This is a genomic window from Bacillus sp. FSL R7-0685, assembly GCF_038002425.1.
In the GTDB taxonomy this organism is placed as follows: Bacteria; Bacillota; Bacilli; order Bacillales; family Bacillaceae; genus Bacillus; species Bacillus subtilis.
Genome location: NZ_JBBOCN010000001.1, coordinates 3,554,136 through 3,579,254 on the forward strand (window position 1 = coordinate 3,554,136; position 25,119 = coordinate 3,579,254).

Annotated in this window: 26 protein-coding genes; 14 read left to right on the forward strand and 12 right to left on the reverse strand. The window is 42.6% G+C overall.

Features of this window, described 5'->3' with window-relative positions; genetic code table 11:
- Positions 1-14: 14 nt before the first annotated feature.
- From pgdS to pgsB, 5 genes are all read right to left on the reverse strand, one after another.
- Positions 15-1,256 (reverse strand): gamma-DL-glutamyl hydrolase, encoded by a 1,242-nt coding sequence (gene pgdS, locus MKY50_RS18460; protein ID WP_341117340.1) that lies wholly within the window; start codon positions 1,254-1,256, stop codon positions 15-17.
- 140 nt (positions 1,257-1,396) lie between these two features.
- The gene (gene edmS, locus MKY50_RS18465) at positions 1,397-1,564 is read right to left on the reverse strand and encodes an extrachromosomal elements maintenance protein EdmS (protein ID WP_003227896.1); all 168 of its coding nucleotides are present in this window, start codon (positions 1,562-1,564) and stop codon (positions 1,397-1,399) included.
- A gap of 14 nt (positions 1,565-1,578) precedes the next feature.
- The gene (gene pgsA, locus MKY50_RS18470; RefSeq protein ID WP_221777251.1) at positions 1,579-2,721 is read right to left on the reverse strand and encodes a capsular polyglutamate synthetase PgsA; all 1,143 of its coding nucleotides are present in this window, start codon (positions 2,719-2,721) and stop codon (positions 1,579-1,581) included.
- An 18-nt stretch (positions 2,722-2,739) separates the two neighbouring features.
- A complete protein-coding gene (gene pgsC, locus MKY50_RS18475; RefSeq protein ID WP_003227889.1) occupies positions 2,740-3,189 on the reverse strand; it encodes a poly-gamma-glutamate biosynthesis protein PgsC in 450 nt (149 codons plus the stop codon).
- A 14-nt stretch (positions 3,190-3,203) separates the two neighbouring features.
- Positions 3,204-4,385, reverse strand: a complete 1,182-nt coding sequence (pgsB, locus tag MKY50_RS18480; RefSeq protein ID WP_003227883.1) for a poly-gamma-glutamate synthase PgsB — start codon at positions 4,383-4,385, stop codon at positions 3,204-3,206.
- 783 nt (positions 4,386-5,168) lie between these two features.
- On the opposite strand from pgsB, the gene MKY50_RS18485 reads away from it, so the two are divergent.
- The 8 genes from MKY50_RS18485 to MKY50_RS18520 all read left to right on the forward strand — a co-directional run bounded on the left by MKY50_RS18485 (position 5,169) and on the right by MKY50_RS18520 (position 11,891).
- Complete coding sequence (locus tag MKY50_RS18485) at positions 5,169-6,149, forward strand: LacI family DNA-binding transcriptional regulator (RefSeq protein ID WP_032722637.1); 981 nt, start codon at positions 5,169-5,171, stop codon at positions 6,147-6,149.
- Position 6,150: 1 nt separating this feature from the next.
- Positions 6,151-7,032, forward strand: coding sequence for a ribokinase (rbsK, locus tag MKY50_RS18490; RefSeq protein ID WP_024572787.1), 882 nt, complete (start codon positions 6,151-6,153; stop codon positions 7,030-7,032).
- The gene (gene rbsD / locus MKY50_RS18495) at positions 7,029-7,424 is read left to right on the forward strand and encodes a D-ribose pyranase (protein ID WP_087614750.1); all 396 of its coding nucleotides are present in this window, start codon (positions 7,029-7,031) and stop codon (positions 7,422-7,424) included. Before rbsK ends, rbsD begins: the two co-directional genes overlap by 4 nt.
- Before the next feature lie 15 nt (positions 7,425-7,439).
- The gene (gene rbsA / locus MKY50_RS18500; protein WP_341117095.1) at positions 7,440-8,921 is read left to right on the forward strand and encodes a ribose ABC transporter ATP-binding protein RbsA; all 1,482 of its coding nucleotides are present in this window, start codon (positions 7,440-7,442) and stop codon (positions 8,919-8,921) included.
- A gap of 1 nt (position 8,922) precedes the next feature.
- Positions 8,923-9,891 carry a ribose ABC transporter permease RbsC gene (gene rbsC / locus MKY50_RS18505; protein WP_003227873.1) on the forward strand — a complete coding sequence of 323 codons (969 nt, stop codon included), beginning with the start codon at positions 8,923-8,925 and terminating at the stop codon, positions 9,889-9,891.
- A gap of 12 nt (positions 9,892-9,903) precedes the next feature.
- Positions 9,904-10,821 carry a ribose ABC transporter substrate-binding protein RbsB gene (gene rbsB / locus MKY50_RS18510; RefSeq protein ID WP_015251072.1) on the forward strand — a complete coding sequence of 306 codons (918 nt, stop codon included), beginning with the start codon at positions 9,904-9,906 and terminating at the stop codon, positions 10,819-10,821.
- Between the two features lie 81 nt (positions 10,822-10,902).
- Positions 10,903-11,439, forward strand: a complete 537-nt coding sequence (locus tag MKY50_RS18515) for an SH3 domain-containing protein (protein ID WP_017696599.1) — start codon at positions 10,903-10,905, stop codon at positions 11,437-11,439.
- 155 nt (positions 11,440-11,594) lie between these two features.
- Positions 11,595-11,891, forward strand: a complete 297-nt coding sequence (locus MKY50_RS18520) for a DUF3892 domain-containing protein (protein WP_003227867.1) — start codon at positions 11,595-11,597, stop codon at positions 11,889-11,891.
- On the opposite strand, the gene MKY50_RS18525 is transcribed toward MKY50_RS18520, so the two are convergent.
- The 3 genes from MKY50_RS18525 to alsS all read right to left on the reverse strand — a co-directional run bounded on the left by MKY50_RS18525 (position 11,888) and on the right by alsS (position 15,055).
- Positions 11,888-12,415, reverse strand: a complete 528-nt coding sequence (locus tag MKY50_RS18525; protein ID WP_017696598.1) for an NAD(P)H-dependent oxidoreductase — start codon at positions 12,413-12,415, stop codon at positions 11,888-11,890. The two genes, MKY50_RS18520 and MKY50_RS18525, sit on opposite strands and share 4 nt — an antisense overlap.
- A 98-nt stretch (positions 12,416-12,513) precedes the next feature.
- The gene (budA, locus tag MKY50_RS18530; RefSeq protein WP_003244457.1) at positions 12,514-13,281 is read right to left on the reverse strand and encodes an acetolactate decarboxylase; all 768 of its coding nucleotides are present in this window, start codon (positions 13,279-13,281) and stop codon (positions 12,514-12,516) included.
- Positions 13,282-13,342: 61 nt separating this feature from the next.
- Positions 13,343-15,055: an acetolactate synthase AlsS gene (alsS, locus tag MKY50_RS18535; protein ID WP_014478171.1), complete on the reverse strand. Its 1,713-nt coding sequence runs from the start codon at positions 15,053-15,055 to the stop codon at positions 13,343-13,345.
- Positions 15,056-15,212: 157 nt separating this feature from the next.
- Here alsS and alsR point away from each other — a divergent pair, with 157 nt between their 5' ends.
- Both alsR and MKY50_RS18545 read left to right on the forward strand, forming a co-directional pair.
- A complete protein-coding gene (gene alsR, locus MKY50_RS18540; protein WP_003227859.1) occupies positions 15,213-16,121 on the forward strand; it encodes an acetoin biosynthesis transcriptional regulator AlsR in 909 nt (302 codons plus the stop codon).
- 210 nt (positions 16,122-16,331) lie between these two features.
- Entirely contained in the window at positions 16,332-17,660 is a 1,329-nt protein-coding gene (locus MKY50_RS18545; RefSeq protein ID WP_029318749.1) for an arsenic transporter, read from the forward strand.
- Positions 17,661-17,716: 56 nt separating this feature from the next.
- Here MKY50_RS18545 and MKY50_RS18550 read toward each other — a convergent pair whose 3' ends face one another.
- The 3 genes from MKY50_RS18550 to cotH all read right to left on the reverse strand — a co-directional run bounded on the left by MKY50_RS18550 (position 17,717) and on the right by cotH (position 20,812).
- Positions 17,717-18,394 (reverse strand): DUF2642 domain-containing protein, encoded by a 678-nt coding sequence (locus tag MKY50_RS18550; protein ID WP_069322947.1) that lies wholly within the window; start codon positions 18,392-18,394, stop codon positions 17,717-17,719.
- Positions 18,395-18,453: 59 nt separating this feature from the next.
- Positions 18,454-19,596 (reverse strand): spore coat protein CotB, encoded by a 1,143-nt coding sequence (cotB, locus tag MKY50_RS18555; protein ID WP_069322948.1) that lies wholly within the window; start codon positions 19,594-19,596, stop codon positions 18,454-18,456.
- A 127-nt stretch (positions 19,597-19,723) separates the two neighbouring features.
- The gene (cotH, locus tag MKY50_RS18560; RefSeq protein ID WP_015251067.1) at positions 19,724-20,812 is read right to left on the reverse strand and encodes a spore coat protein CotH; all 1,089 of its coding nucleotides are present in this window, start codon (positions 20,810-20,812) and stop codon (positions 19,724-19,726) included.
- 140 nt (positions 20,813-20,952) lie between these two features.
- Between cotH and cotG the strand changes: the two genes are divergently transcribed.
- The 3 genes from cotG (at position 20,953) to MKY50_RS18575 (ending at position 22,844) form a co-directional block, all read left to right on the forward strand.
- Positions 20,953-21,540 carry a spore coat protein CotG gene (gene cotG, locus MKY50_RS18565; RefSeq protein ID WP_010886627.1) on the forward strand — a complete coding sequence of 196 codons (588 nt, stop codon included), beginning with the start codon at positions 20,953-20,955 and terminating at the stop codon, positions 21,538-21,540.
- A gap of 173 nt (positions 21,541-21,713) precedes the next feature.
- A complete protein-coding gene (locus MKY50_RS18570) occupies positions 21,714-22,331 on the forward strand; it encodes a flavin reductase family protein (protein WP_003227852.1) in 618 nt (205 codons plus the stop codon).
- A 177-nt stretch (positions 22,332-22,508) separates the two neighbouring features.
- Positions 22,509-22,844: a DUF4181 domain-containing protein gene (locus MKY50_RS18575; RefSeq protein WP_003227850.1), complete on the forward strand. Its 336-nt coding sequence runs from the start codon at positions 22,509-22,511 to the stop codon at positions 22,842-22,844.
- Positions 22,845-22,848: 4 nt separating this feature from the next.
- Here MKY50_RS18575 and ggt read toward each other — a convergent pair whose 3' ends face one another.
- Positions 22,849-24,426, reverse strand: a complete 1,578-nt coding sequence (gene ggt / locus MKY50_RS18580) for a gamma-glutamyltransferase (protein ID WP_003227847.1) — start codon at positions 24,424-24,426, stop codon at positions 22,849-22,851.
- Between the two features lie 213 nt (positions 24,427-24,639).
- On the opposite strand from ggt, the gene chrS reads away from it, so the two are divergent.
- The gene (gene chrS, locus MKY50_RS18585) at positions 24,640-25,116 is read left to right on the forward strand and encodes a chromate efflux transcriptional regulator ChrS (protein ID WP_003242900.1); all 477 of its coding nucleotides are present in this window, start codon (positions 24,640-24,642) and stop codon (positions 25,114-25,116) included.
- The last annotated feature ends 3 nt before the right edge of the window (positions 25,117-25,119 follow it).

A 25,119-nucleotide genomic window follows, 5' to 3' on the forward strand; every position in this document is an offset into this window, starting at 1 on the left:
GGAGTCTTTTTCTTTTATTGCACCCGTATACTTCCTGCGTATTTATCCTTCCAATAGGTGCTCGTTTTCATATTGGTGATGGTCACGCCGTTTGATAATGTGACATGAACAACTTGTCCGTTTCCGATATAGATGGAGGGATTTAAGCTTGTTGATTGAAAGAACACAATGTCTCCCGGCTTCAGGTCCGCCTTCTCAATCTTAGTTCCGGCATTGTACTGGCTTGTTGCGTATCGATGCAGGGAAATACCGGCTGCTTTCTGGTATACATATTGGACAAATCCAGCTGTATCAAATCCTGTCTCAGGTGTTACTCCGCCCTGTTTGTAAGGTACTTCTCCGACATAAAGCGTCGCTTCGGAAACAATCGGATTTTCTTTCGGGATTGTCAGGTTGTCAAATCGGCGAATACCCGTCATCTTCGATTTCCAGTAATCCTCTGACAAATAGGAAATGGTTACTTTTTCTGACCGGCTTGCCTGGATGAACCTGCCTGCGCCCGCATAAATGCCTGCATGTGAAATTCCCGTTTTATACGTATTGCTGAAATAGACGACATCACCAGGCTTTATGTTCTGAGGGGCTACCTTCTCGCCCACTGCCCACTGCTGTTCTGCTGATCGCGGCAGATAAATGCCGAGTGCCTGTTGAAACACATATTGCACAAGCCCCGAGCAATCAAAGCCCTCTGACGGCGTGCTTCCGCCAAACACATATGGGACACCGATATATTTTTCGGCCTCCTGAACGACAGGAACATCAGCCGTTGCCGGATCGGCAGCGATTCTTCTCGCCCCGATATAAGTTCCGCTCCAATAGCTGCTTTTTTTGTAATTGGTGATGATAACCCCTTTTGACTGTGTACTGTGAACCATTTGGCCGTCTCCGATATAAAGGGCGTCATGTGTCGGAACAGTGCCGTTGCTTCCCTCTTTCTTGAAAAACAAAATATCACCCGGCTTCAGGTTTTCCGGCTTTACAGCTGTTCCGATTTTATACTGGTCGTTTACAGATCTCGGCAGATGAATATCAGCCTTACTGAACACATATTGTATCAATCCTGATGGATCGAAACCCTCTTTCGGCGTTTCCCCGCCATATTTATACTGATATCCAAGCAGGTTTTTTGCTTCGCTGACAATCAATTCTGATGATGTATCAGCTTCCGCAATCTCCGCTTTTGTCATAATTGGAACCAAAAAACAAATGATAACCGCCACAAGCAAAAACTTCTTCCAGTTTGCCAGTGTGTTCACTTTTATTATCTCCTCCTCTTTTTGCAGTTTTAACATCGGTATTTTTTTGAATATGTTAAGAGACTTTTTAATATTTTTACAGAATGAATATGCTGGGCAAATAAAAAGAGAGTGTCTCATCAGACACTCTCTTTTTTGAATTATTTATTGGCGTTTACCGGTTCTTCCTGCTGTTGGATTTTATTCATTTCCATATCAATCTTCTGTTTTTCCTGATCTGTCAGCTGATCATTGAATTTAAAAGCTGACATAAACATGAACACGATGGCTACGGCAACAAACGGCCAGATGGCTTTGACAAATTTCATCTTTATCACTCCGATTATTTAGATTTTAGTTTGTCACTATGATCAATATCAAACGTCAGTTTTCCGTCTTCTAGTTTCCAAGCGAAATTAGAGTCTTTCGTCAGTTCGCGAATAATGGTTTTCTGTTTAAGGCTGTCTTTTTTCACAGGTGCAGGTGTCGCTTCATGGATGTCGATCGGTGTCACTTCAAAGCGGCCTGTTCCATTTTTCTTCAGGTGATACTGAACCAGTGCACTGTCTCTTGTTCTCGTCCAGCCCTGGTCAAAGACAAAGTTGCCGAGGCTGTAGAAAATGACGGTTCCGTTATATACTTCAATCGGTTCTAAGACGTGCGGGTGATGGCCGACGATGATGTCAGCTCCCGCATCAGACATGGCTCTTGCAAGCTGGCGCTGGCGGTCGTTTGGATCATTGTCATACTCTTGGCCCCAGTGTGACTGCACAACAACGATGTCCGCATGTTTTTTCGCTTCTGAAATCATAGGGATGAAGATTTCAGGATCTGCGGGCAGCACGCCCGGCGTATTCTTTTTAGCCGCGAAACCTTTCCCGGACACATCGGTAAAGCCAAGCGTCGCAATCGTTACCCCGTTGACTTTCTGGTACGAAATTTTCTTTTTCGCATCACTTAAGCTGTATCCCGCTCCAACGATATCAAGGTTTTGCTTCGCAAATTCTCCAAGCGTATCTTTCATGCCCTGAACGCCGTAATCCATTGCGTGGTTGTTTGCGCTGTTGAGAACCGTGAAATTCATATCCTTCAAGACTTTCACTGATTCCTTATTCGTCTGCAGATGAATCTCTTTATCTGCTTGTTTATAATTCTTTTGATAGGTTACCGGGTTTTCAAAGTTTCCTGCTACATAATCCGAGGCTCTAAAGATCGGTTCAACATATTGAAAAATACTGTCTGCCCCTTTTTGCTCCGTTACTTTTTCAACATAGCGTCCCATCATAATATCGCCTACAAATGAGGCTGAGAGTACGTCGTCAGAATACGTTTTGACCTTCGGCGTTTCCGCTTTTCCCGCCCACATGAAAGCGAACATAAGGACAAAAACGATCGGAATGGCAATAAATACGTGCTTATTGGTTTTCTTTTTTTGCTGTTTTGTCAGCTTTAGCAGCTTTTCATGAAAGCTCAGTTCTTTTTTCATCGTTTGACACACCTTACATTAAATTAAGTAGTAAACAAACATGATAGCAAAGGTCGCTCCGCTCAATAGCAGCGTGCTTCCGAACGTAATGGTTAAACCTTGTTTCTGAATGGTATTGGCAATTAAACCTGGCACGATGATGCCGATTCCTCGAAATTCTGCGATTTCAAATGGTACAATCGGGTATAGAAAATCAAACGCGATTTTTAGGACGATCCCTGTTATTAGCATGGCAGCGAATTTTCTGCGTCCGTACAAAATCATAAATTTGGATAAACCGTATTTCACGATAACATAAGTGAGCAAGCTCACTAGCAAAACAAGTAAAATAAAGACCGGCTGATTAAACACAAGTCCTAAATATCCCGGTACAACAAGTCCTGCCGGCACGATCCCTGTTTTTTCCGCAAAAATTAAACTGAGTAGTACACCTAAAATTAGTGCGATGTATAAATCTGATCCGAACATGTTTGCATTTCCCCCTAGCTTACGAGCTGCTTAACCTTGTATTCGTGGATTTTTTCAATTAAAGGCTCTGCGGCACCATGAATATTGCCGACGCCATATATGACACGGTTGTGCATTCTTTTCTTTAACAATTCCATAATTTCATCTGTTGACTTATACTCTAGATCATGCAGTTTGTCTGCAGGAATTTTGCCTTCTTCGTAGGCTTTTACGATCGGTTCTGTTGTTTCACCGATTAAGATCAGTTCACTTGCTTCAATATAAGGCAATACGTCATTTGCGAATTGCTGTGTCCGATCGACACGGTCTGCGCGGCAGTTCATGATGATGATCGGATCATCGGTCGGGTAACCGATTTCTTTTACACGTTTCCATATATTCAAAGTAGAAGAAGCGTCGTTTGCGGCAAACCCATTAACAAAGTGCCCAGGCTCGCTCGGACTGATCAGCGGAAGAATTCTCATTGCTCCCGGATCTGGCGGCGCATTCAGCATTCCCTTAAATGCTGTTTCTTCGTCAATGCCGAGTGCTTGAGCCACACCCAGCGCCAGAGAAGCGTTATCGGGGAATACCATGTATTCAAATTTACGTAAATACTCATCTGTAATTTTTGAGTTATCAGCAATGATGACTTTTGTGTTTCGTTCTTTTGCTTTTTGTTTAAAGAACTCGGTATATTCACTATCTGTAATGACAAGATGGCCATTATAAGGAATTGTAGCGGTAAACGCTTCTGCAATTTCATCAAGCGTCGGCCCCATGACATCCATATGGTCTTCTAAAACATTCACAATGACGCCGATATTGGCCTGCAGAAGTTCTTCCTGAAAGATGATTTGATAATCTGGGTTAACAGCCATGCATTCACTGACAATCGCGTTAGCCCCTCTTTCTACTGTTTCTCTCATGACTTCTTTTTGCTCTCCGATATTCGGCCCCTGAGGTTTCCGTTTAATCGGCTTTTCCTCCGGTGTGTCCCAGTAAATCATTCTTGCATCTGTTCCTGTTGTTTTTCCAACAGTCTTGTAACCGGCTTCTATTAATATTCCGGTTGTCAGCCTTGTCACAGTCGATTTTCCGCGGATGCCGTTAATATTCACCCGAACAGGGAGGGCATCAATGTTTTTCTGATGTCGTCGTTTTTCTAATATTCCGATGACCAGTATGACAGCACAGGCTATAATGAGTAACCACATTGCTTTTCGACATCTCCTTCTATATTGTTGTAAATTCATTCATCAGTATATAGAATCACTATGAATTCTCAATCGGCATTATGTAACATAATCTTCCCTAATCGACTAAGCCAAACTTCTCTTTTGAAAGAGATTTTATACCTACAAACTGTTTTCTATTTTTGGAAAACAGCAGGACTTATACCTCATCACTTTTTTTAAAAATCGAAGAGAATGCGCTTTCATTTTTCCCCTGATATCCTTCTGGACGTATAGTCACACCCTGGTGTTTGTATTTAATATGCATTTCAAATCAATCTTTTTTTCAGCCTGTGTTATCAAGCATTTCCTGCTATCATGCGTGTTTCCGGTTCTTATGAACACAAAATAATTTTATCCTGTTTCTTAAGGACAAGGTCATAATGTCATCCTTTCTGCATGGAATAAGCAATATTAGGCCCATTCCAAAATGACTAAGGAGGTTCGAGATGAAAACGCTAAACATACGAGTCCGAATTCTCTAACATAATTAAACATTTTCTGGGATGATAGTCTTTTCTGTTTCTCACCATTTACAGGTCTAAACGCATGACTTTGAAACAATTTTAATAAAACTTAATATTTGTTCAAGAAATCTTCATCCATATTTGTGAAGACTTTGTCAAAAAAAGAGTGAAAACCTTAATTTTTTCAATTATATATACAATTTACAATTAGATTTCTTTTGATATTTTTATTGCTAACTTCGGATTGTTCATGATAATCTATCTATGTAAACGGTTACATAAACAAGGAGGAGCTGTTTTGGCTACAATTAAAGATGTCGCCGGAGCGGCGGGCGTTTCAGTTGCGACGGTTTCCCGCGTCCTGAATGATAACGGCTATGTACACGAAGAAACACGAACGCGTGTCATAGCGGCGATGGCGAAGCTGAACTATTACCCGAATGAAGTCGCCAGATCTCTATATAAAAGAGAATCCCGACTGATCGGACTTTTGCTCCCGGATATCACAAACCCTTTCTTCCCCCAGCTTGCCCGCGGTGCGGAAGATGAATTGAACCGGGAAGGCTATCGCCTTATTTTCGGCAACAGTGACGAGGAATTGAAAAAAGAACTTGAATACCTTCAAACCTTTAAGCAAAATCATGTCGCAGGCATTATTGCCGCAACAAATTACCCGGATCTCGAGGAATACAGCGGCATGAATTATCCAGTTGTTTTTCTGGACAGAACACTTGAAGGGGCTCCTTCTGTGTCCAGTGACGGCTATACAGGAGGAAAGTTAGCCGCTCAGGCTATCATTCACGGAAAAAGCCAGCGCATTACGCTCTTGAGAGGACCCGCTCACCTGCCGACCGCTCAAGACCGCTTTAACGGCGCTTTGGAAATCTTAAAGCAGGCTGAAGTTGATTTTCAGGTCATTGAGACGGCTTCATTTTCAATTAAAGATGCACAATCGATGGCGAAGGAGCTGTTTGCCGCTTATCCAGCGACAGATGGTGTGATCGCGAGTAATGATATTCAAGCCGCTGCCGTTTTACATGAAGCATTGCGGCGCGGAAAAAACGTGCCGGAGGACATTCAAATTATCGGCTATGATGACATTCCGCAAAGCGGACTTCTGTTCCCGCCACTTTCTACAATTAAACAGCCCGCATATGATATGGGGAAAGAAGCTGCCAAACTGCTTTTGGGTATCATCAAAAAACAGCCGCTGGCAGAAACGGCAATTCAAATGCCTGTCACCTATATAGGAAGAAAGACGACAAGAAAGGAAGATTAAGATGCGTAATATTTGTGTGATTGGTAGCTGTTCTATGGATTTAGTGGTCACCTCGGACAAACGCCCAAAAGCCGGTGAAACGGTTCTTGGCACGTCATTTCAGACTGTGCCGGGCGGCAAAGGAGCAAATCAGGCCGTTGCCGCAGCCAGGCTTGGGGCGCAAGTGTTTATGGTCGGCAAGGTTGGAGACGATCATTATGGAACAGCTATTTTGAATAATCTCAAAGCTAACGGCGTTCGCACTGACTATATGGAACCGGTTACACATACGGAAAGCGGAACCGCTCATATTGTGCTTGCTGAAGGCGACAACAGCATTGTCGTTGTCAAAGGCGCGAACGATGACATCACCCCAGCGTATGCGTTAAACGCGCTCGAACAGATTGAAAAGGTCGATATGGTGCTGATTCAGCAGGAAATCCCAGAAGAAACGGTTGATGAGGTGTGCAAATACTGCCATTCTCACGATATCCCGATCATACTAAACCCAGCACCGGCCCGCCCGCTCAAGCAGGAAACAATTGATCACGCTACCTATCTGACGCCGAATGAACACGAGGCTTCGATTTTATTCCCTGATCTTACCATTTCTGAAGCTCTTGCGCTTTATCCGGCAAAGCTCTTTATTACGGAAGGAAAACAAGGCGTCCGCTATTCGGCTGGCAGCAAAGAGGTGCTCATCCCGTCCTTCCCTGTAGAGCCCGTTGATACAACCGGAGCCGGTGATACGTTTAACGCAGCATTTGCCGTGGCCCTGGCTGAGGGAAAAGACATTGAAGCCGCATTGCGGTTTGCCAATCGTGCCGCTTCCCTTTCTGTCTGCTCCTTCGGTGCCCAAGGCGGAATGCCGACAAGAAATAAAGTAGAGGAGCTGCTGTCATGAAAAAACACGGTATACTGAACAGCCATCTTGCCAAGATTTTAGCCGACCTTGGCCACACTGATAAAATTGTCATCGCGGATGCCGGACTGCCGGTTCCTGACGGCGTTTTGAAAATTGATCTTTCACTGAAGCCGGGCCTTCCGGCTTTCCAAGATACAGCGGCAGTACTGGCTGAGGAAATGGCGGTCGAAAAAGTCATTGCTGCAGCTGAAATAAAAGCATCCAATCAGGAGAATGCGAAATTTCTAGAAAATCTTTTCTCTGAACAAGAGATTGAATACCTTTCTCACGAGGAGTTTAAGCTGCTGACAAAAGAAGCAAAGGCAGTCATAAGAACAGGAGAATTCACACCATATGCCAACTGCATCCTGCAGGCGGGTGTGCTTTTTTAGAAAGGAGGAGGAAACATGCAGATTGAAATGAAAGACATTCATAAAACATTCGGAAAAAACCAGGTGCTGTCAGGCGTTTCCTTTCAGCTCATGCCTGGCGAGGTTCACGCATTAATGGGAGAAAACGGCGCCGGCAAGTCCACGCTTATGAACATTTTGACAGGCCTGCACAAAGCAGATAAAGGTCAAATCAGCATAAACGGAAACGAAACGTATTTTTCCAATCCAAAAGAAGCGGAACAGCATGGAATAGCCTTTATCCATCAGGAATTGAATATCTGGCCGGAAATGACCGTTCTTGAGAATCTATTTATCGGTAAGGAGATATCCTCCAAGCTGGGCGTCTTACAAACAAGAAAAATGAAAGCGCTAGCAAAAGAGCAATTTGACAAACTTTCCGTCTCTCTTTCTCTTGATCAAGAAGCCGGCGAATGTTCCGTCGGACAGCAGCAAATGATCGAAATCGCAAAAGCGCTTATGACAAATGCCGAGGTAATCATTATGGATGAACCGACCGCAGCGTTGACTGAACGTGAAATCAGCAAGCTCTTTGAGGTCATTACAGCGTTAAAAAAGAACGGCGTCTCCATTGTCTATATTTCGCATCGCATGGAAGAAATTTTTGCGATTTGCGACAGAATTACCATCATGCGTGACGGAAAAACGGTAGATACAACAAACATCTCAGAAACTGATTTTGATGAAGTCGTCAAAAAAATGGTCGGACGGGAGCTGACTGAACGATATCCAAAACGCACTCCTTCTCTCGGTGACAAAGTATTCGAGGTGAAAAATGCTTCCGTAAAAGGGAGTTTTGAGGACGTCAGCTTTTATGTGCGTTCCGGTGAGATCGTCGGTGTTTCAGGATTAATGGGAGCCGGCCGGACAGAAATGATGAGAGCGCTGTTCGGCGTTGACAGGCTGGACACGGGTGAGATATGGATCGCTGGGAAAAAAACGGCTATTAAGAACCCGCAGGAAGCCGTGAAAAAAGGTCTCGGCTTTATTACAGAGAATCGCAAGGATGAAGGGCTTCTGCTCGACACCTCGATCCGCGAAAATATTGCCCTGCCCAATCTGTCCAGCTTCTCACCAAAGGGTCTCATTGATCATAAGCGGGAGGCTGAATTTGTCAATCTGTTAATCAAACGACTCACTATCAAAACAGCATCACCGGAAACGCACGCACGCCATTTATCAGGAGGAAACCAGCAAAAAGTGGTGATAGCCAAGTGGATCGGCATCGGACCGAAAGTGCTTATCTTGGATGAGCCGACCAGAGGTGTGGATGTTGGCGCCAAACGAGAGATTTATACGCTGATGAATGAGCTGACCGAACGCGGCGTCGCAATCATCATGGTGTCATCAGAGCTGCCTGAAATTCTGGGAATGAGCGATCGGATTATCGTTGTCCATGAAGGCAGAATCAGCGGAGAAATCCATGCGCGAGAAGCAACACAAGAACGAATTATGACACTTGCCACGGGAGGGCGGTAATATGAAAACGGAACAACTGCAAACAGAACAAAAACGGATTCACTTCGACGGAGTCATGCAAAAACTCGGCCCGTTTCTTGGTTTATTTATTCTCGTTATCATTGTATCTATTTTAAATCCAAGCTTTCTTGAACCGCTGAATATTTTAAACCTGCTTCGCCAGGTCGCCATTAACGGATTAATCGCGTTCGGGATGACCTTTGTCATTTTGACAGGCGGCATTGATCTTTCTGTCGGCGCTATTCTTGCCCTGTCCAGTGCTTTAGTTGCGGGGATGATTGTGTCCGGTGTCGATCCGGTTCTCGCGATCATCCTTGGCTGTATCATTGGTGCCGTACTAGGCATGATCAACGGATTATTGATTACTAAAGGAAAAATGGCGCCCTTTATCGCCACGCTTGCGACCATGACTGTGTTTCGCGGACTGACGCTAGTGTATACAGATGGAAATCCGATTACCGGACTTGGCACAAACTACGCTTTTCAGATGTTCGGACGCGGTTACTTTTTAGGCATTCCTGTACCGGCAATTACGATGGTTCTTGCCTTTGTCATCCTTTGGGTGCTTCTTCATAAAACACCATTCGGCCGCCGAACGTACGCTATCGGCGGCAACGAAAAAGCCGCGCTCATTTCAGGCATCAAAGTGACGCGCGTGAAAGTGATGATCTATTCTTTAGCCGGGCTTTTATCCGCTCTTGCAGGTGCCATATTGACTTCCCGCCTGCATTCGGCCCAGCCGACTGCGGGAGAATCGTACGAACTTGATGCTATCGCGGCAGTCGTCTTAGGAGGGACAAGTCTTTCCGGCGGCCGCGGACGCATTGTCGGCACTTTGATCGGGGTCCTGATCATCGGCACACTTAATAACGGGCTTAATCTGCTTGGCGTTTCATCATTTTATCAGCTGGTTGTCAAAGGGATTGTTATCTTAATTGCGGTATTATTAGACCGCAAGAAGTCAGCTTAGGAGGGTTTTCACATGAAAAAGGCTGTATCCGTCATTTTAACGTTATCATTATTTTTGTTAACCGCCTGTTCGCTTGAGCCTCCCCAATGGGCAAAGCCGTCAAACTCGGGGAACAAAAAGGAATTCACCATTGGCTTGTCCGTCTCAACACTTAATAATCCTTTTTTTGTCTCATTAAAAAAGGGTATCGAAAAAGAAGCTAAAAAACGGGGAATGAAAGTCATCATTGTTGATGCACAAAATGATTCATCGAAACAGACGAGTGACGTGGAAGATTTAATTCAGCAAGGTGTTGATGCATTATTAATCAACCCGACTGATTCTTCGGCGATCTCAACGGCAGTAGAATCTGCAAACGCAGTCGGTGTGCCCGTCGTAACAATCGATCGATCTGCCGAACAAGGAAAAGTTGAAACCCTCGTTGCTTCCGATAATGTAAAAGGCGGTGAAATGGCCGCGACGTTTATTGCCGACAAACTTGGAAAAGGAGCAAAGGTGGCAGAGCTTGAAGGCGTCCCCGGCGCATCTGCCACACGGGAACGCGGCTCAGGATTCCATAACATCGCAGACCAAAAACTCCAAGTTGTCACAAAACAATCAGCTGACTTTGACCGCACGAAAGGCCTGACTGTCATGGAAAACCTGCTGCAGGGACATCCTGATATCCAAGCTGTTTTTGCTCACAACGATGAAATGGCGCTCGGTGCTCTCGAGGCAATTAACAGCTCGGGGAAAGACATATTGGTGATCGGTTTTGACGGCAATAAAGATGCGCTCGCTTCCATTAAAAACGGAAAGCTGTCAGCCACCGTCGCTCAGCAGCCTGAATTAATCGGTAAATTGGCTACAGAAGCAGCAGATGATATTTTGCACGGGAAAAAAGTGCAAAAAACAATATCCGCGCCTCTCAAACTAGAAACACAAAAATAATTGTCTGATGTTTAGGAACCTGCGATAACGTGAATAGAGATATAGAATGAATTATTTCTCTTACGTGAGGAGAGGAACGGCATGAACAAACCAACAAAACTATTTTCAACATTAGCACTTGCGGCTGGAATGACTGCGGCGGCTGCTGGCGGCGCTGGCACGATCCATGCTCAACAGCCAGAAACAACGGTAAGCATTGATGATTTATACAGTTATCCGATTGATTCTTATTTGGTATCAGCAGAGGCTCTAAATGTCAGAACGAAGGCTTCCGCATCAAGCCAAAAAGCCGATACGCTGCACTTAGGAGATAGCCTAAAGCTGATTTCCTTCTCAAATGCTGACTGGGCAAAGGTTCAGTATAAAAACGGAAAAATAGGATTTGTCTCCACTCATTACATTGTAAAAGCAGCGACAACGGTAAAAACCAAAACAAAAACAAAAGTATATACATCCGCTGATGGAAAGAGCATTAAGACTCTTCCAGCAGACACAAGCGTTTCTTTTTTAGGCTGGAGTAAAACGAATAAAGGCGGTTTTGATTTTGATTGGGTATTCGTTGATTACGGCGGTGCGACAGGTTATATGAAAACAAAGGATTTACACATGACAAAATAACTGAGAGGGATTCCGCATAAATGCGGAATCCCTTTTATTATGAATTGATTTGTCACATTCCCAAGATATTTCTCAGGAAATATTGTCGTATGCTGTGTCGAAACCTTACATGATCATCAACATTTTTGTTCACGCTAAAAAGCGGAGGTGTAAATATGGATCAATTTGAAGCAGCATATGAATCGTATAAAGCCCGGCAAACAACTGTCGATCAAGAAAATGTTCCATCTGGAAAAGAAGAAATTATTGCGGTTAGAAGAAATGAGGAAGACAATATTATCGCAGTGAAAACCAATACAGGAAGAGAGCTCGACTATCCTACTGCGCTGTCAGAAGCAAAATCAGGAAAACTCGCTCATGTTGATGTCTTCCATAAATACGGGCGTGACATTTTGCGAAGTGAACCGGACGGCATCAAGGAAAATAACCTGTCTGAGCTGCCGGATTTTTAAACAAAAGGCTGCTGGATGTATTCGGCTAACCGTTTTGCACTGTGAGAAATATCCCCTGCAGCTGCATAATTCACGCCATAGAACACATATGGAGGCAGATACTTCATGCCGATCAGATTACTCGTGGCCTGAAATGGTTTCAATAGCTCACTAATCGAGTAATGATTTGCTCCGCCCGCTTGATATTTTTCCGCTTCGCTCCCTGTTGATACAGCCAGCATCAGCTCCTTGCCATGCAAGGCATTTCCTTCTGAACCAAAAGCCCAGCCGTAAGTCAGCACAAGATCCTGCCATTTTTTCAAGAGCGGCGGAGAGCTGTACCAATATAGCGGGAATTGAAAGACAATCCGATCGTATTCCTCGCACAGCTGCTGTTCCTTCGCAACATCTATTTCTTCATCCGGGTATTCCTTATAAAGATCACGTACTGTGATATTGTCGTGTTTACTCAATTCCTCAGCCCACGCCTTATTGACAACTGAGGTCTCCATATGAGGATGAACTGCCAAAACCAATATTTTCATCAGACCACACCTTTACTGTTTTGATGTTATTTTATCTAAAATCAGGAAAAGAGCCAAATAAAAAGAAAGCCCTGTAAAAGGGGCTTTCTTTTTTTCTTTTATTCAGGGCTTCCTTCAGTTGTTTCGATATCTTTCGCAAAATCAGGGTTATCCAGATTCGCATTAAAGAAATCCGCTGTGTTCGGAAGTCTGAGATTCATGTTCATTTTTTGAGAAATCGTAACCGTGCAATCCTCAAGCACATAGTCAAAAACGTGTCCGCCTGAATTGCGTCCTTCGTCAATGAAGTGCAGGTGATAGCCTGAAACGGCGATTCCGTTTGCATAAGCTGGTGTCAAGAAACCTACAATCGTTCCTCTCACGTTGTCGAAGTTGAAAATCGGCTGTGTTTTGACCGCTTCAACCATTGGCACGTAAGGTTTTTCTTGAAGTTCTACTGTTCTTGTCTGCACCTTTTTAAACAATCCGTCAATGCGAATTGCATAAAATAAGTTTCTGCTTGGCAGCATGCTGTTGATCTCTTTTTCAAAGTCTTCGCGTGTCATTTTCGCATCAATTTTGTGCGTCATGTCCGGTGTAAAGAACGTAAATGAACAGAACGGTGAACGGTCTCCATTTTGGACCGGTGTCGCGGTTCCGTCTGAGCGAAGACGGTAAAATTCGCCGTCAAACCCAATCAGCTCTCCGTCAAGCTTGTTAAAGGTTCCGATACCGAAGTCTCCATATTTCGGAATCTCTGACAGTTCAAAATCTCCGTCATATACTCCGTCTAATAGAGAAGTCATTGTTGATACTTGATAAATCTGGCTCACAGGCTGATCTTTTTGACCACGGCTGAGCACTTGAATGTTGCTTTCTCGTTTCATATTTCCCTTCACTCCTTTTATTTAGTGCTGTTCATAAAACAGTGTCGTGATGCGCAGAGTGCTAGAGAGCTTTCGTTTTCATGAGTTCCCCGAATTCTTTCGGAAGCTTGTCACTTGCTAAATTAATGTTATCACTGTAGTCAACCGGGACATCGATGATGACAGGACCTTCAGCGTTCATGCCTTGACGCAGAACATCTGCCAGCTGGTCTGGTGATTCTACGCGCAAGCCAGTTGCTCCGAAGCTTTCCGCATATTTCACGATATCGATATTTCCGAAATCGACCGCAGATGTACGGTTATATTTTTTCAATTGCTGGAATGCAACCATGTCATATGTGCTGTCGTTCCATACAATGTGTACAATTGGTGCTTTTAGTCGTACCGCTGTCTCTAATTCCATTGCTGAGAATAAGAAACCGCCGTCACCAGAGACAGAAACCACTTTTTCTCCCGGTTTCACCAATGAAGCGCCGATTGCCCAAGGAAGCGCAACGCCGAGTGTTTGCATACCGTTACTGATCATTAATGTTAACGGCTCGTAGCTGCGGAAATAACGTGACATCCAAATGGCGTGCGAACCGATATCGCAAGTTACTGTAACGTGATCATCGACTGCATTACGCAACTCTTTAACGATTTCAAGAGGGTGCGCTCTGTCTGATTTCCAATCTGCAGGCACCTGCTCACCTTCATGCATATATTGTTTTAAATCAGAAAGGATTTTCTGCTCACGCTCTGCAAATTCCACTTTCACAGCATCGTGTTCGATATGATTGATCGTGGACGGAATGTCACCGATCAATTCAAGATCAGGCTGGTAAGCATGATCAATGTCAGCGATAATCTCGTCTAAATGGATAATTGTCCGGTCTCCATTGACATTCCAGAATTTCGGATCATATTCAATCGGGTCATAGCCGATCGTCAGAACAACATCTGCCTGCTCTAGCAGTAAATCGCCAGGCTGGTTGCGGAACAAACCGATACGGCCAAAATACTGATCCTCTAAATCTCTAGAAAGGGTACCGGCAGCTTGATATGTTTCAACAAATGGAAGCTGAACCTTTTTCAAAAGCTTGCGAACCGCTTTAATTGCTTCCGGTCTTCCGCCTTTCATGCCGACCAAAACGACAGGAAGTTTTGCTGTTTGGATTTTTGCTATGGCCGCACTGATTGCATCATCTGCTGCAGGACCGAGTTTTGGCGCTGCAACAGCACGCACGTTTTTCGTATTTGTGACTTCATTCACAACATCTTGCGGAAAGCTCACAAAAGCGGCCCCAGCCTGCCCTGCTGACGCTATTCTAAATGCATTTGTAACAGCTTCCGGTATATTTTTTACATCTTGAACTTCTACACTGTATTTTGTAATCGGCTGGAATAGCGCCGCATTATCCAAAGATTGATGTGTCCGTTTTAAACGATCTGCACGGATCACGTTTCCAGCAAGCGCAACGACAGGGTCTCCTTCAGTGTTCGCTGTCAGCAGACCTGTTGCCAAGTTAGAGGCACCCGGTCCTGATGTGACTAACACGACTCCCGGTTTTCCAGTTAAACGGCCGACTGCTTGGGCCATGAATGCTGCGTTTTGTTCGTGCCGGGCAACGATAATTTCAGGTCCTTTATCTTGTAAAGCGTCAAATACCGCATCAATTTTTGCACCTGGAATGCCAAATACATGTGTGACACCTTGCTCCACCAAGCAATCAACAACAAGCTCCGCCCCTCTGTTTTTCACAAGGGATTTTTGTTCTTTTGTTGCTTTTGTCAACACCCTCACTCCTTATTATGCATTTTAAACGTAAAATTTTAAATATCTTGTGATAAGTTTCACTATACACTCTTTGGAAATTGACCTCCAATATCGATTCGCCTTATGATTAATATGTAATACGAATTATTAACCTATGGAAAGGAATGCATATTGAATGGAGCTTCGCCATCTTCAATACTTTATCGCAGTAGCCGAAGAGCTTCATTTCGGAAAGGCTGCCCGGCGGCTGAACATGACGCAGCCTCCTCTCAGCCAGCAGATCAAACAGCTGGAGGAAGAAGTCGGAGTTACGCTTCTGAAAAGGACAAAACGATTTGTCGAGCTTACCGCAGCAGGAGAAATCTTTTTAAATCATTGCCGCATGGCATTGATGCAAATCGGACAAGGAATTGAACTGGCACAGCGGACGGCCCGCGGCGAGCAAGGCCTTCTCGTAATCGGTTTTGTCGGATCAGCTACATATGAATTTCTGCCGCCGATTGTCCGGGAATATCGTAAAAAATTCCCATCTGTGAAAATAGAACTGCGTGAAATATCCTCGTCTAGGCAGCAGGAGGAGCTACTAAAGGGCAACATTGATATTGGTATACTTCATCCTCCCTTACAGCATACAGCTTTACATATCGAAACCGCCCAAAGCAGCCCTTGTGTTTTAGCTTTGCCTAAGCAACACCCATTGACTTCTAAGGAATCAATTACGATTGAGGATTTAAGAGATGAACCAATTATTACTGTTGCTAAAGAAGCATGGCCTACTCTATACATGGATTTTATTCAGTTCTGTGAACAAGCGGGCTTCAGACCCAACATTGTCCAGGAAGCCACAGAATATCAAATGGTGATTGGTTTAGTCAGTGCCGGAATTGGTATGACATTTGTTCCTTCCTCAGCCAAAAAATTATTTAATTTGGATGTTACTTATCGAAAAATGGACCAAATACAGCTTAATGCAGAATGGGTTATCGCTTACCGCAAAGACAATCATAATCCGCTTATAAAGCATTTTATTCATATTTCAAATTGTCAGCAGACAAGAACTAAAGAGAGTGATGCAGGTACATGAACAATACTTGCAATCTCTTTTTTCTTTTGGGATTCTTATGGAATTTTTATTAATTTAATATAATCGCTTAGTACAACTTTATATCAGTATACGTATACATACAGTACAAATAGTTGGCAAGGACATCAGTAAGCGCAGGACATTAGTTTGATTTTAAAAATGAAAGATAGAGAGGTGAAGTAAATTATTGAGTTCACCGGCATATTCACATTGCTCGCTTTTTTCGTAACAATGATTTTTATTTTCTGGAGACCAAAAGGACTAAATGAAGCTATCCCCGCCACATTTGGCGCTTTAATGGTTTTATTGTGCGGAAGTGTGTCATTGGCAGACTTAGGGGAAATCGGAACAAAAGTCACGGGTGCATCGGTTACAATCCTTGCCACTATGATTATGGCCATTGCACTAGAAAGCTTTGGTTTCTTTTATTGGGTGGCTGCAAAACTGCTTCAACAATCCAAGGGTTCAGGCATCAAGCTTTTTTGGCTAACCAATTTGCTCTGCTTTCTCATGACCATTTTCCTTAATAATGATGGGAGCATTTTGATCACAACTCCAATCCTTTTGCTTGTACTAAAATATTTAGGTTTAAAAAAACATCAAAAAGCCCCATATTTATTAAGCGGTGTTTTAATAGCCACAGCCTCTAGCGCACCGATTGGCGTAAGTAATATTGTTAATTTAATTTCTCTCAAAATCATTGGAATGGATCTATATCTTCACACCGCCATGATGTTTGTCCCTAGTATGATGGGACTCATTTTTATGACTTGTCTACTGTTTATGTTCTTTTATAAACGTCTTCCCAAGAACCTGCCAGATATACCGGGCCATTTTCAGTCTCTGCGGCATAGAAGGTACCATCCTCTTCATTCGCCATCAGCTCCTTTACCAGAACGAAATCAAACAAAAATCATGTTGTTTGTGCTTGCATTTGTTTTTCTCGTCAGAATGAGTCTATTTGCAGCATCATATACCGGTATTTCTGTTCCTCTAGTCGCTGTCATCGGATCTTTTATCCTGTTGAGCTGGAGATGGATTTATTTCAAAACCTCCCCAAGAGACTTGTTATATAAATCGCCTTGGCACATTTTTATATTCGCTTTTACTATGTATGTCTTAATTTATGGTCTGCATAATATTGGATTCACAGAGTTACTTGTGAATTATTTTGAACCTGTGGTTTCTGGAAGCCTCGCCCATGCAACTTTCGCATCAGGTATCTCTACTTCAGTTTTTTCTAATCTCTTTAACAACCATCCAGCGTTAATGATCAGTACTTTTACCTTAACTGAAATGACCCTGAATCCTTCAACAACAAAAATCATCTACTTGGCAAATATTATCGGCAGTGATATCGGTTCATTATTATTACCTATGGGAACCTTAGCAACGCTTATTTGGATGCATATATTAAAACAGCATGATGAAAGTATTTCATGGGGCGAATATATAAAAACGACCATTATCATCATTCCGCTGACTGTTCTTTTTACGTTAACATGTTTATATTTTTGGATCAGTTGGTTATTTCTTTAGCACAGTATGAAACGAAAAACTGCCTTCTGCTATTCAAGAGGGCAGTTTTGCATACACTAGGGAAGATGCATTGTCTTTAGATGATTTAACTTCCAAATGATTGGCTCTCCATTTGCGTTAATAAGCTCAATGATATTATTAGAGACATCCTTTAATAGACCAACTTTTTCTGGCACCTCTCCCATATCAAATATGACCAATTCACCAATATTTTTTTTGATCTGCTCCTCAAAATTACGCACAAGAGGAACTTTGGAAGGCATGACAGGCAATTGTGAGTTGTCAAGAGTGTACGGTGTTTGTTCAGTTGAATAAGGGGTAAACCATTTTAAATGATGCATAGATATAAAAAGTATTTTAAATACAGGTGAGAAAAATACAATATAATCGTTTAAAACATTTGTAACATACCCATGGATCGATCGACCCCCAGTTACATAAACTTCAATAAACTGGCCTTTGACCTTGTTTAATGTATTTCTATATGAAAAAGCTTGAGTTTCTGCCTCTATCATTGGATCTTCCGGATTGATCAAAAATGGCTTCTCAGTACTGGTCACTATTTTCGCCTTGTTCATTTGATGAAGATGCAACAAGGGAATATAAAGATAATTGCAGCCATCAAAAATAACAAAAATATCCTGTCCGATATCTATAAGGGTGCCGACAAACCTTGTATCTCCTGAAATGACAACCTCAACATCTGTGTTAAGAAATTGATTCAAACCTTTCACGATTCTCCTCCTTTAACTGAAAAAGGGCATCACTTAATCTGATGCTCCTCCATTATCTATTAATATTTACGTTTCCAGTGATAGTCTATCGTTCTGACAATCGTTTCATAGCTATAATCTTCCTTTTGTTTTCCTGAACTTTTTATTGAACTTGAATAACCTGGTGATCTTGATGATTGATAATCTGATGATCTTGGTGATCGTTTAGATGATTTTGATGATTGATAATCTGAAGATTTTAATGATCGTTTAGATGATTTTGAAGAACTTTTTGAACGTGACGAACGGCCAGATTTGGATGATTGATAATCCGAAGATTTTAGTGATCGTTTAGATGATTTTGAAGAACTTTTTGAACGTGACGAACGACCAGATTTGGATGATTGATAATCTGAAGATTTTAGTGATCGTTTAGATGATTTTGATGAGCTATATGATTTTGAAGAAATGAACGAATTGCTGTCCTTATCATTATTGTCTTCCTGGCTTTGTTCATTTTTTTGATCCTCTTTTTTGTACGACCCTTTTGGACCTAAGCTGATGCTTTTTATGTGAAAAGGATAGATGCGAAGCACCTCTTGATTTTTCACTATAGTATAATGGCCGTCGGCATTATCTACAAGGATACCCTCAATGGCTTCCGGACCTCCACGATTAATTGAAACCCATTTATGAGTCAGACTCTTAAAAACCTCGCTTAAATCATCAGCTTCCAAAACTCCAACTGGCGTCTGCTCTTCTATTTTCAAATCAGGCTCGTGTTTACTTATACTTTTGATGTGATGGATATTAAAATACACTACCCCATCCTCATTTGTGTTTAACGCAGCGTAATCATCTCCCAGCCAGACCAATCTTCCTTTTTTAGATTCCGGACCCCCTTGGTTAAATTGAACTGATTGGTTTATTAAATGTCCGATTAAGCTATGAAAATCATCAGCATCGAGCATTTCCTCAGTCTCAATTGTCGTGGTGCTATTATTGGTATCCTCAGTAATACTTTTCACATGCTCCAACTGATAATAAATTATTTTTTTTTCAGCTTGTAAAGCTATATAATCTGATTTTACAGCTGTTAATTTTCCTTTTTTAGATTCCGGACCTCCACGATATACAGTAACAATTTTATCTTTCATTGAGTGCAAAAAGTTATAATACGATATTTCATTATTTGAATGATATTTCATTCTCCTCTTGCTCATTCAAATTCCTCCTAGTCACTTATACATAGATGATAAACATACTGCATATATACGTGTCACATTTATTTGTTGAACTAATTCAATAGCCTAATTGTCGCTTTTTCCGCGAATACCCATTTTCACGCATTCATAAAATACTTAAATGATCTTTGAGGTATTGTGAACGGTTTTTAATATACTCGCAGATCACATCCGGCTCACGGTCAAAACGCTCAATATCATTCTTTTTATACGGGTCCATGAGGACAAACGGCCTAATCCGTTCATACATCGCCATGATTTTCGGTTCCATATATTCTATTGTAAAAAGAGATTGGAGCGTTTTTTCTAACAGGCGCTTGTAGGACTTGCGAAACTCGGATTCATCCAATATCCGGGCGGTTAGTGTATTAAATCCTTGAATTCTTACATAATCGGCAGCCATCCGCTCTCCATGGATATCCCTGCCCCAAGTCGCATCATAATCCCAAGGAATCACCTCAAATAATCCGGTTTCCCCGCTTCTGTATAATGCGTAGTTGTGGACAAACCCGTCATAGTTCGAGGTGAATACAATACCGGCAAGCCAGCGCAAATACTTGTCGACATCCACGTGTTTTGTCACTTCTGACTTAAACTGAGCTTTAGGGACCGTATTAATTTTAAAAATCATATCCTGTAAATAAAAATCATCCTCCTCAGTCCCTGTTTTCTTTTCATATCCAAGCTCCAGCGATGTTTTCGTTTCCCTTTCTAAATCGCTCATCAGAGAAAAGTTGGCATCATCATCCACCGCATAAAAAATCGCGCCATCAGCCAGCTTCCTTTTCGCCAAATAATATTCATCTACGGATTCAAGTTCAAGATAAACCCCTTCATTCTTCCCATTCATCTTTACAAACACAAACTCTGCCTTTGGAGACAGTGTCCCTAGCTCCGAGAAAAAATCCAGAGACAATTTGTTTCTCATCAAGGAAGGGTCTTTATACTCCGCATTTAAGTGAATCTCTCTCGCGCCGCGGAATGTTTTCGGCTGATAAAAGGAAATATGGTATGACTTCTTTTTGAAGTCTCTGATATGTGATCCCCGATAAGCGATATCAATATCCAGCCTTTTTTGATTTACCTTCATCACAGCTGGCACCGGATCATCGTCCCATATATCCTTTTTTAATTCACGCAAGTCTTTTGGATGAACAAACAGCTGATAAAGCGGTAAATTGGATTGATTCTTCATCCATAATCCTCCTTACAAATTTTAGGCTTTTATTTTTATAAGATCTCAGCGGAACACTTATACACTTTTTAAAACCGCGCGTACTATGAGGGTAGTAAGGATCTTCATCCTTAACATATTTTTAAAAGGAGGATTTCAAATTGGGCCACTATTCCCATTCTGACATCGAAGAAGCGGTGAAATCCGCAAAAAAAGAAGGTTTAAAGGATTATTTATACCAAGAGCCTCATGGAAAAAAACGCAGTCATAAAAAGTCGCACCGCACTCACAAAAAATCTCGCAGCCATAAAAAATCATACTGCTCTCACAAAAAATCTCGCAGTCACAAAAAATCATTCTGTTCTCACAAAAAATCTCGCAGCCACAAAAAATCATACTGCTCTCACAAGAAATCTCGCAGCCACAAAAAATCGTACCGTTCTCACAAAAAATCTCGCAGCTATAAAAAATCTTACCGTTCTTACAAAAAATCTCGCAGCTATAAAAAATCTTGCCGTTCTTACAAAAAATCTCGCAGCTACAAAAAGTCATACTGTTCTCACAAGAAAAAATCTCGCAGCTATAAAAAGTCATGCCGCACACACAAAAAATCTTATCGTTCCCATAAGAAATACTACAAAAAACCGCACCACCACTGCGACGACTACAAAAGACACGATGATTATGACAGCAAAAAAGAATACTGGAAAGACGGCAATTGCTGGGTAGTCAAAAAGAAATACAAATAATCTAAGTTTTCATTGTTTCAATAGGCTGCCGGCGGAGGTACGGAAGCCTATTTTTTTATTTGCCCTGTATTAGATATATGTCATGACATAACATATGCAACCCGCATCATTTGGTTTCCTTTAAACCATTTCGTTATAATCAAGGTATCCTAACGATAAAGGTGGTTGTTGCTATGTACATATTTCAAGCTGATCAGCTTAGTGCCAAAGACACATACAAGCTATTGTCAGGTACCGTTATTCCCCGCCCCATTGCATTTGTGACAACACTTTCTTCAGGAGGAGCGGTCAATGCCGCGCCTTTCAGTTTTTATAACGTCGTCAGCTCAGATCCTCCGCTTCTCAGTATTTCTGTTAACAGGACGGAAGGACGCCAAAAAGATACAGCGCGAAACGCAGTGGAGAACGGAGAATTTGTCGTTCATGTCAGTGATGAAGCCATCATTGAAGATATCAATGAAACAGCTGCAAGCTTAAGGCCGGATGAAAGCGAGCTTACACGCACCTCGCTTCATCCTGTTGAAAGCAAAGCTGTTTCAGTTCCCGGCATTAAGGAAGCCCGCGTTCGCTTTGAGTGCAAATTAGAGCGGCATATTACCTTTGACAATGATCAAGGCATCACTACAGCAGATCTGCTCATCGGAAGAGTTGTCTGCTTCCACCTAGATGAAAAGGTGTATGATGCAGAAAAGGGATATATTTTAACGGATGAATTAAAGCCTGCCTCACGATTGGCGGGAAATCACTATGCCAAGCTGGGGGAAGAATTCACACTGATTCGTCCCAGCTGAAGAGAAGGACTATTTAAATAGAAGAAACTAGTCAAAAAGACCTTATGATTACAAAATATCGCCTGTAAATAACTGAAAAAATATCAAAAAAAAGAACACCCAGAGCAAGCTCGGGGTGTTCTTTTATGAAACGTTTTTCCTTTTTCTTCGTATAAAGGTAGATTAGGAGGAATTGGAATGACAAACTTTTGGATTTTAATGCTGATCGCTATTACCATCAGTCTCGCCTCTCAATTTTTTATAAAGAAAAAATACGGTATTGATAAATCCGGCTGGCGATATAAGCATGTCAGCAATACACACAAATGGATCGAAATCACTTTACTTATTTTGTTTGTGTTTTCACTCTCCTTTTTTCCAGTTGAATATTTGCTTCTTTTATTTTTTATTGTGATTGACTCAATACGTATTTTTATGGAGTGGCATTATAGACCTGAAGATAAACAGTATATGTACCACATTGTAGAGGTCTCCCTTATGTTTATGCTTTTGATTTATGTTTGTACCCTATAGTTATTTAAATCCCCACAGCCGCTCCGTCTCCCCGAGGATCGGCTCCGCCTTGGAGAAAGCCTTCTTCATCAACTTTGATTGCAGCCGCTTGTCCCATCAGCGGATCATAGTCACCGACAACCTCCACGAGATGCCCGCTGTCTTTCAGTTTTTGGATTGTTTTGTCTGTGAATCTGCCCTCGACTCTGAGACCTTCGTATTCCTCTCCCCACGTTCTGCCCCATACCCAGCGCGGTTCGCTGATTGCCTGCTGTGGATGCATTCCGTAGTCCAGCATTCGGGTAATGATGGCCGTCTGGGTCTGCGGCTGGCCTTCGCCGCCTTGTGTGCCGTACAGAATTTTTGGCTTTCCGCCTTTACAGACCATAGCCGGCATCAACGTATGGAAGGTGCGCTTTCTCGGTTCAAGCGTGTTGACATGATTTTCATCCAGTGAGAAAAACGATCCGCGGTTTTGCAGTAATATGCCTGTATCACCGGCAGTGACTGCCGAGCCAAATTCAAAGTACAGGCTTTGAATGAATGACACTGCGTTGCCATCCGCATCGATTACGGCCGCATATGCCGTATCACTTCCCACCGGCCTGCTTTCTGCCGGTATTGCGAGATAGCCGATTTCTTCTGCCAATTGTTTTGCATAACGTTTGTCCAAAAGCCTTTCAAGCGGAATGTCTGCAAACGCCGGATCAGTCAGGACGGCATCCCGATCTAGAAAACTCTTTTTCAATGCCTCCACAAGCACGTGATAATACTCAAATGAACCGTGTTCGATTTGGGTGAAATCATAGTTTTCCAAAATGTTCAGTGTTAATAAACCGGTAAATCCCTGAGAATTCGGCGGCGCCTGATACACACTGTATCCTCGATAATCACTTGATACAGGCGCTGCCCACTCACCCCGATGCGCTTTAAAATCATCGATTGTCATGTAACTGCCGTTATTCTGTAAATGTGAGACAATCCGCTGAGCGAGATCTCCTTCATAAAATGCGCTTCTTCCTTTTTCAGCAATCAAGTTCAGACTGTCTGCAAGCTCTTTTTGCACAAACCGCTCTCCCGGGACAGGTGCTTTGCCCCTTCTCGTGAAGATGTCAGCCGTGTAAGGCGTGGAAGCCAGCAGTTCAATATTCTTTTCTGTGTGACGACACTGATCAGCTGATACAGGAAACCCATTTTGGGCATAATCGCGTGCGGGCTCCAATACATCTGCAAGAGACAGACGCCCGTACTCCTTCAGGACCGCATCCCAGCTATCAACCATTCCCGGCACGGTAATAGCACTGTCAATTCCCCGCAGCGGAATCGCGCTTTTTCCCTTATATACATCTCTCGTTACGTTTTTTCCTGAACGGCCGCTGCCATTGTAGACTTTTACTGCCTTTGTTTCCTGGTGAAAGGTCAGCCAAAAGGAATCCCCGCCAAGTCCGGTCATATGCGGGTACACAACCGCAAGACAAGCACTCACCGCAACAGCGGCGTCAAACGCGTTGCCTCCCTTATCCAGTATGCGGTTTCCGGCTTGAGAAGCGAGATAATGCGGACTGACGACCATTTGCTTTGTACCGATGACAGATTTGTTCATCACAAGTCCCCTTTTTTAAGAAATTTTCTTCAGTATAGGGAGCCTGATTTTTCACATCTACTGATCCGGCAGAAAAACTGACGAACTTTCTTCTTTTCGCAAATAATAAGATATTTTCGCATTCATTTCGAAAACAAATGAAAAATTATTATTTCTATACGTAACTTTTATGATAAAATGATTGCTAAAAGGCTACGAAAGCAGGTGAAGCAATTGAGTCATGAATATCAAATCCCCAACCTTGTACTTGATGAGACTGATAAACAAATTCTCACGATTTTGCATGAAGAAGGCAGAATTTCTTATACGGATCTTGGCAAAAGAGTCGATTTGTCACGGGTCGCCGTTCAGGCCCGTATCAACCAATTAATTGAAGCCGGTGTTATTGAAAAATTCACCGCTGTCATCAATCCCGCTAAAATCGGCATCCATGTTTCCGTGTTTTTCAATGTCGAGGTAGAACCGCAATTTTTAGAAGAGGTCGCTCTTAAGCTTGAGGAAGAGCCTGCGGTCACCAGCCTTTATCACATGACAGGCCCGAGCAAGCTGCATATGCATGGGATCTTTACCAACGATCAAGAAATGGAAGAATTCTTAACAAAACGGCTGTATCCATTGCGAGGCGTCGTCAGTGTTGATTGCCAGATGCTGATCAAACGATACAAAAGCCGTATGGGAATGAAGCTGTAAAGG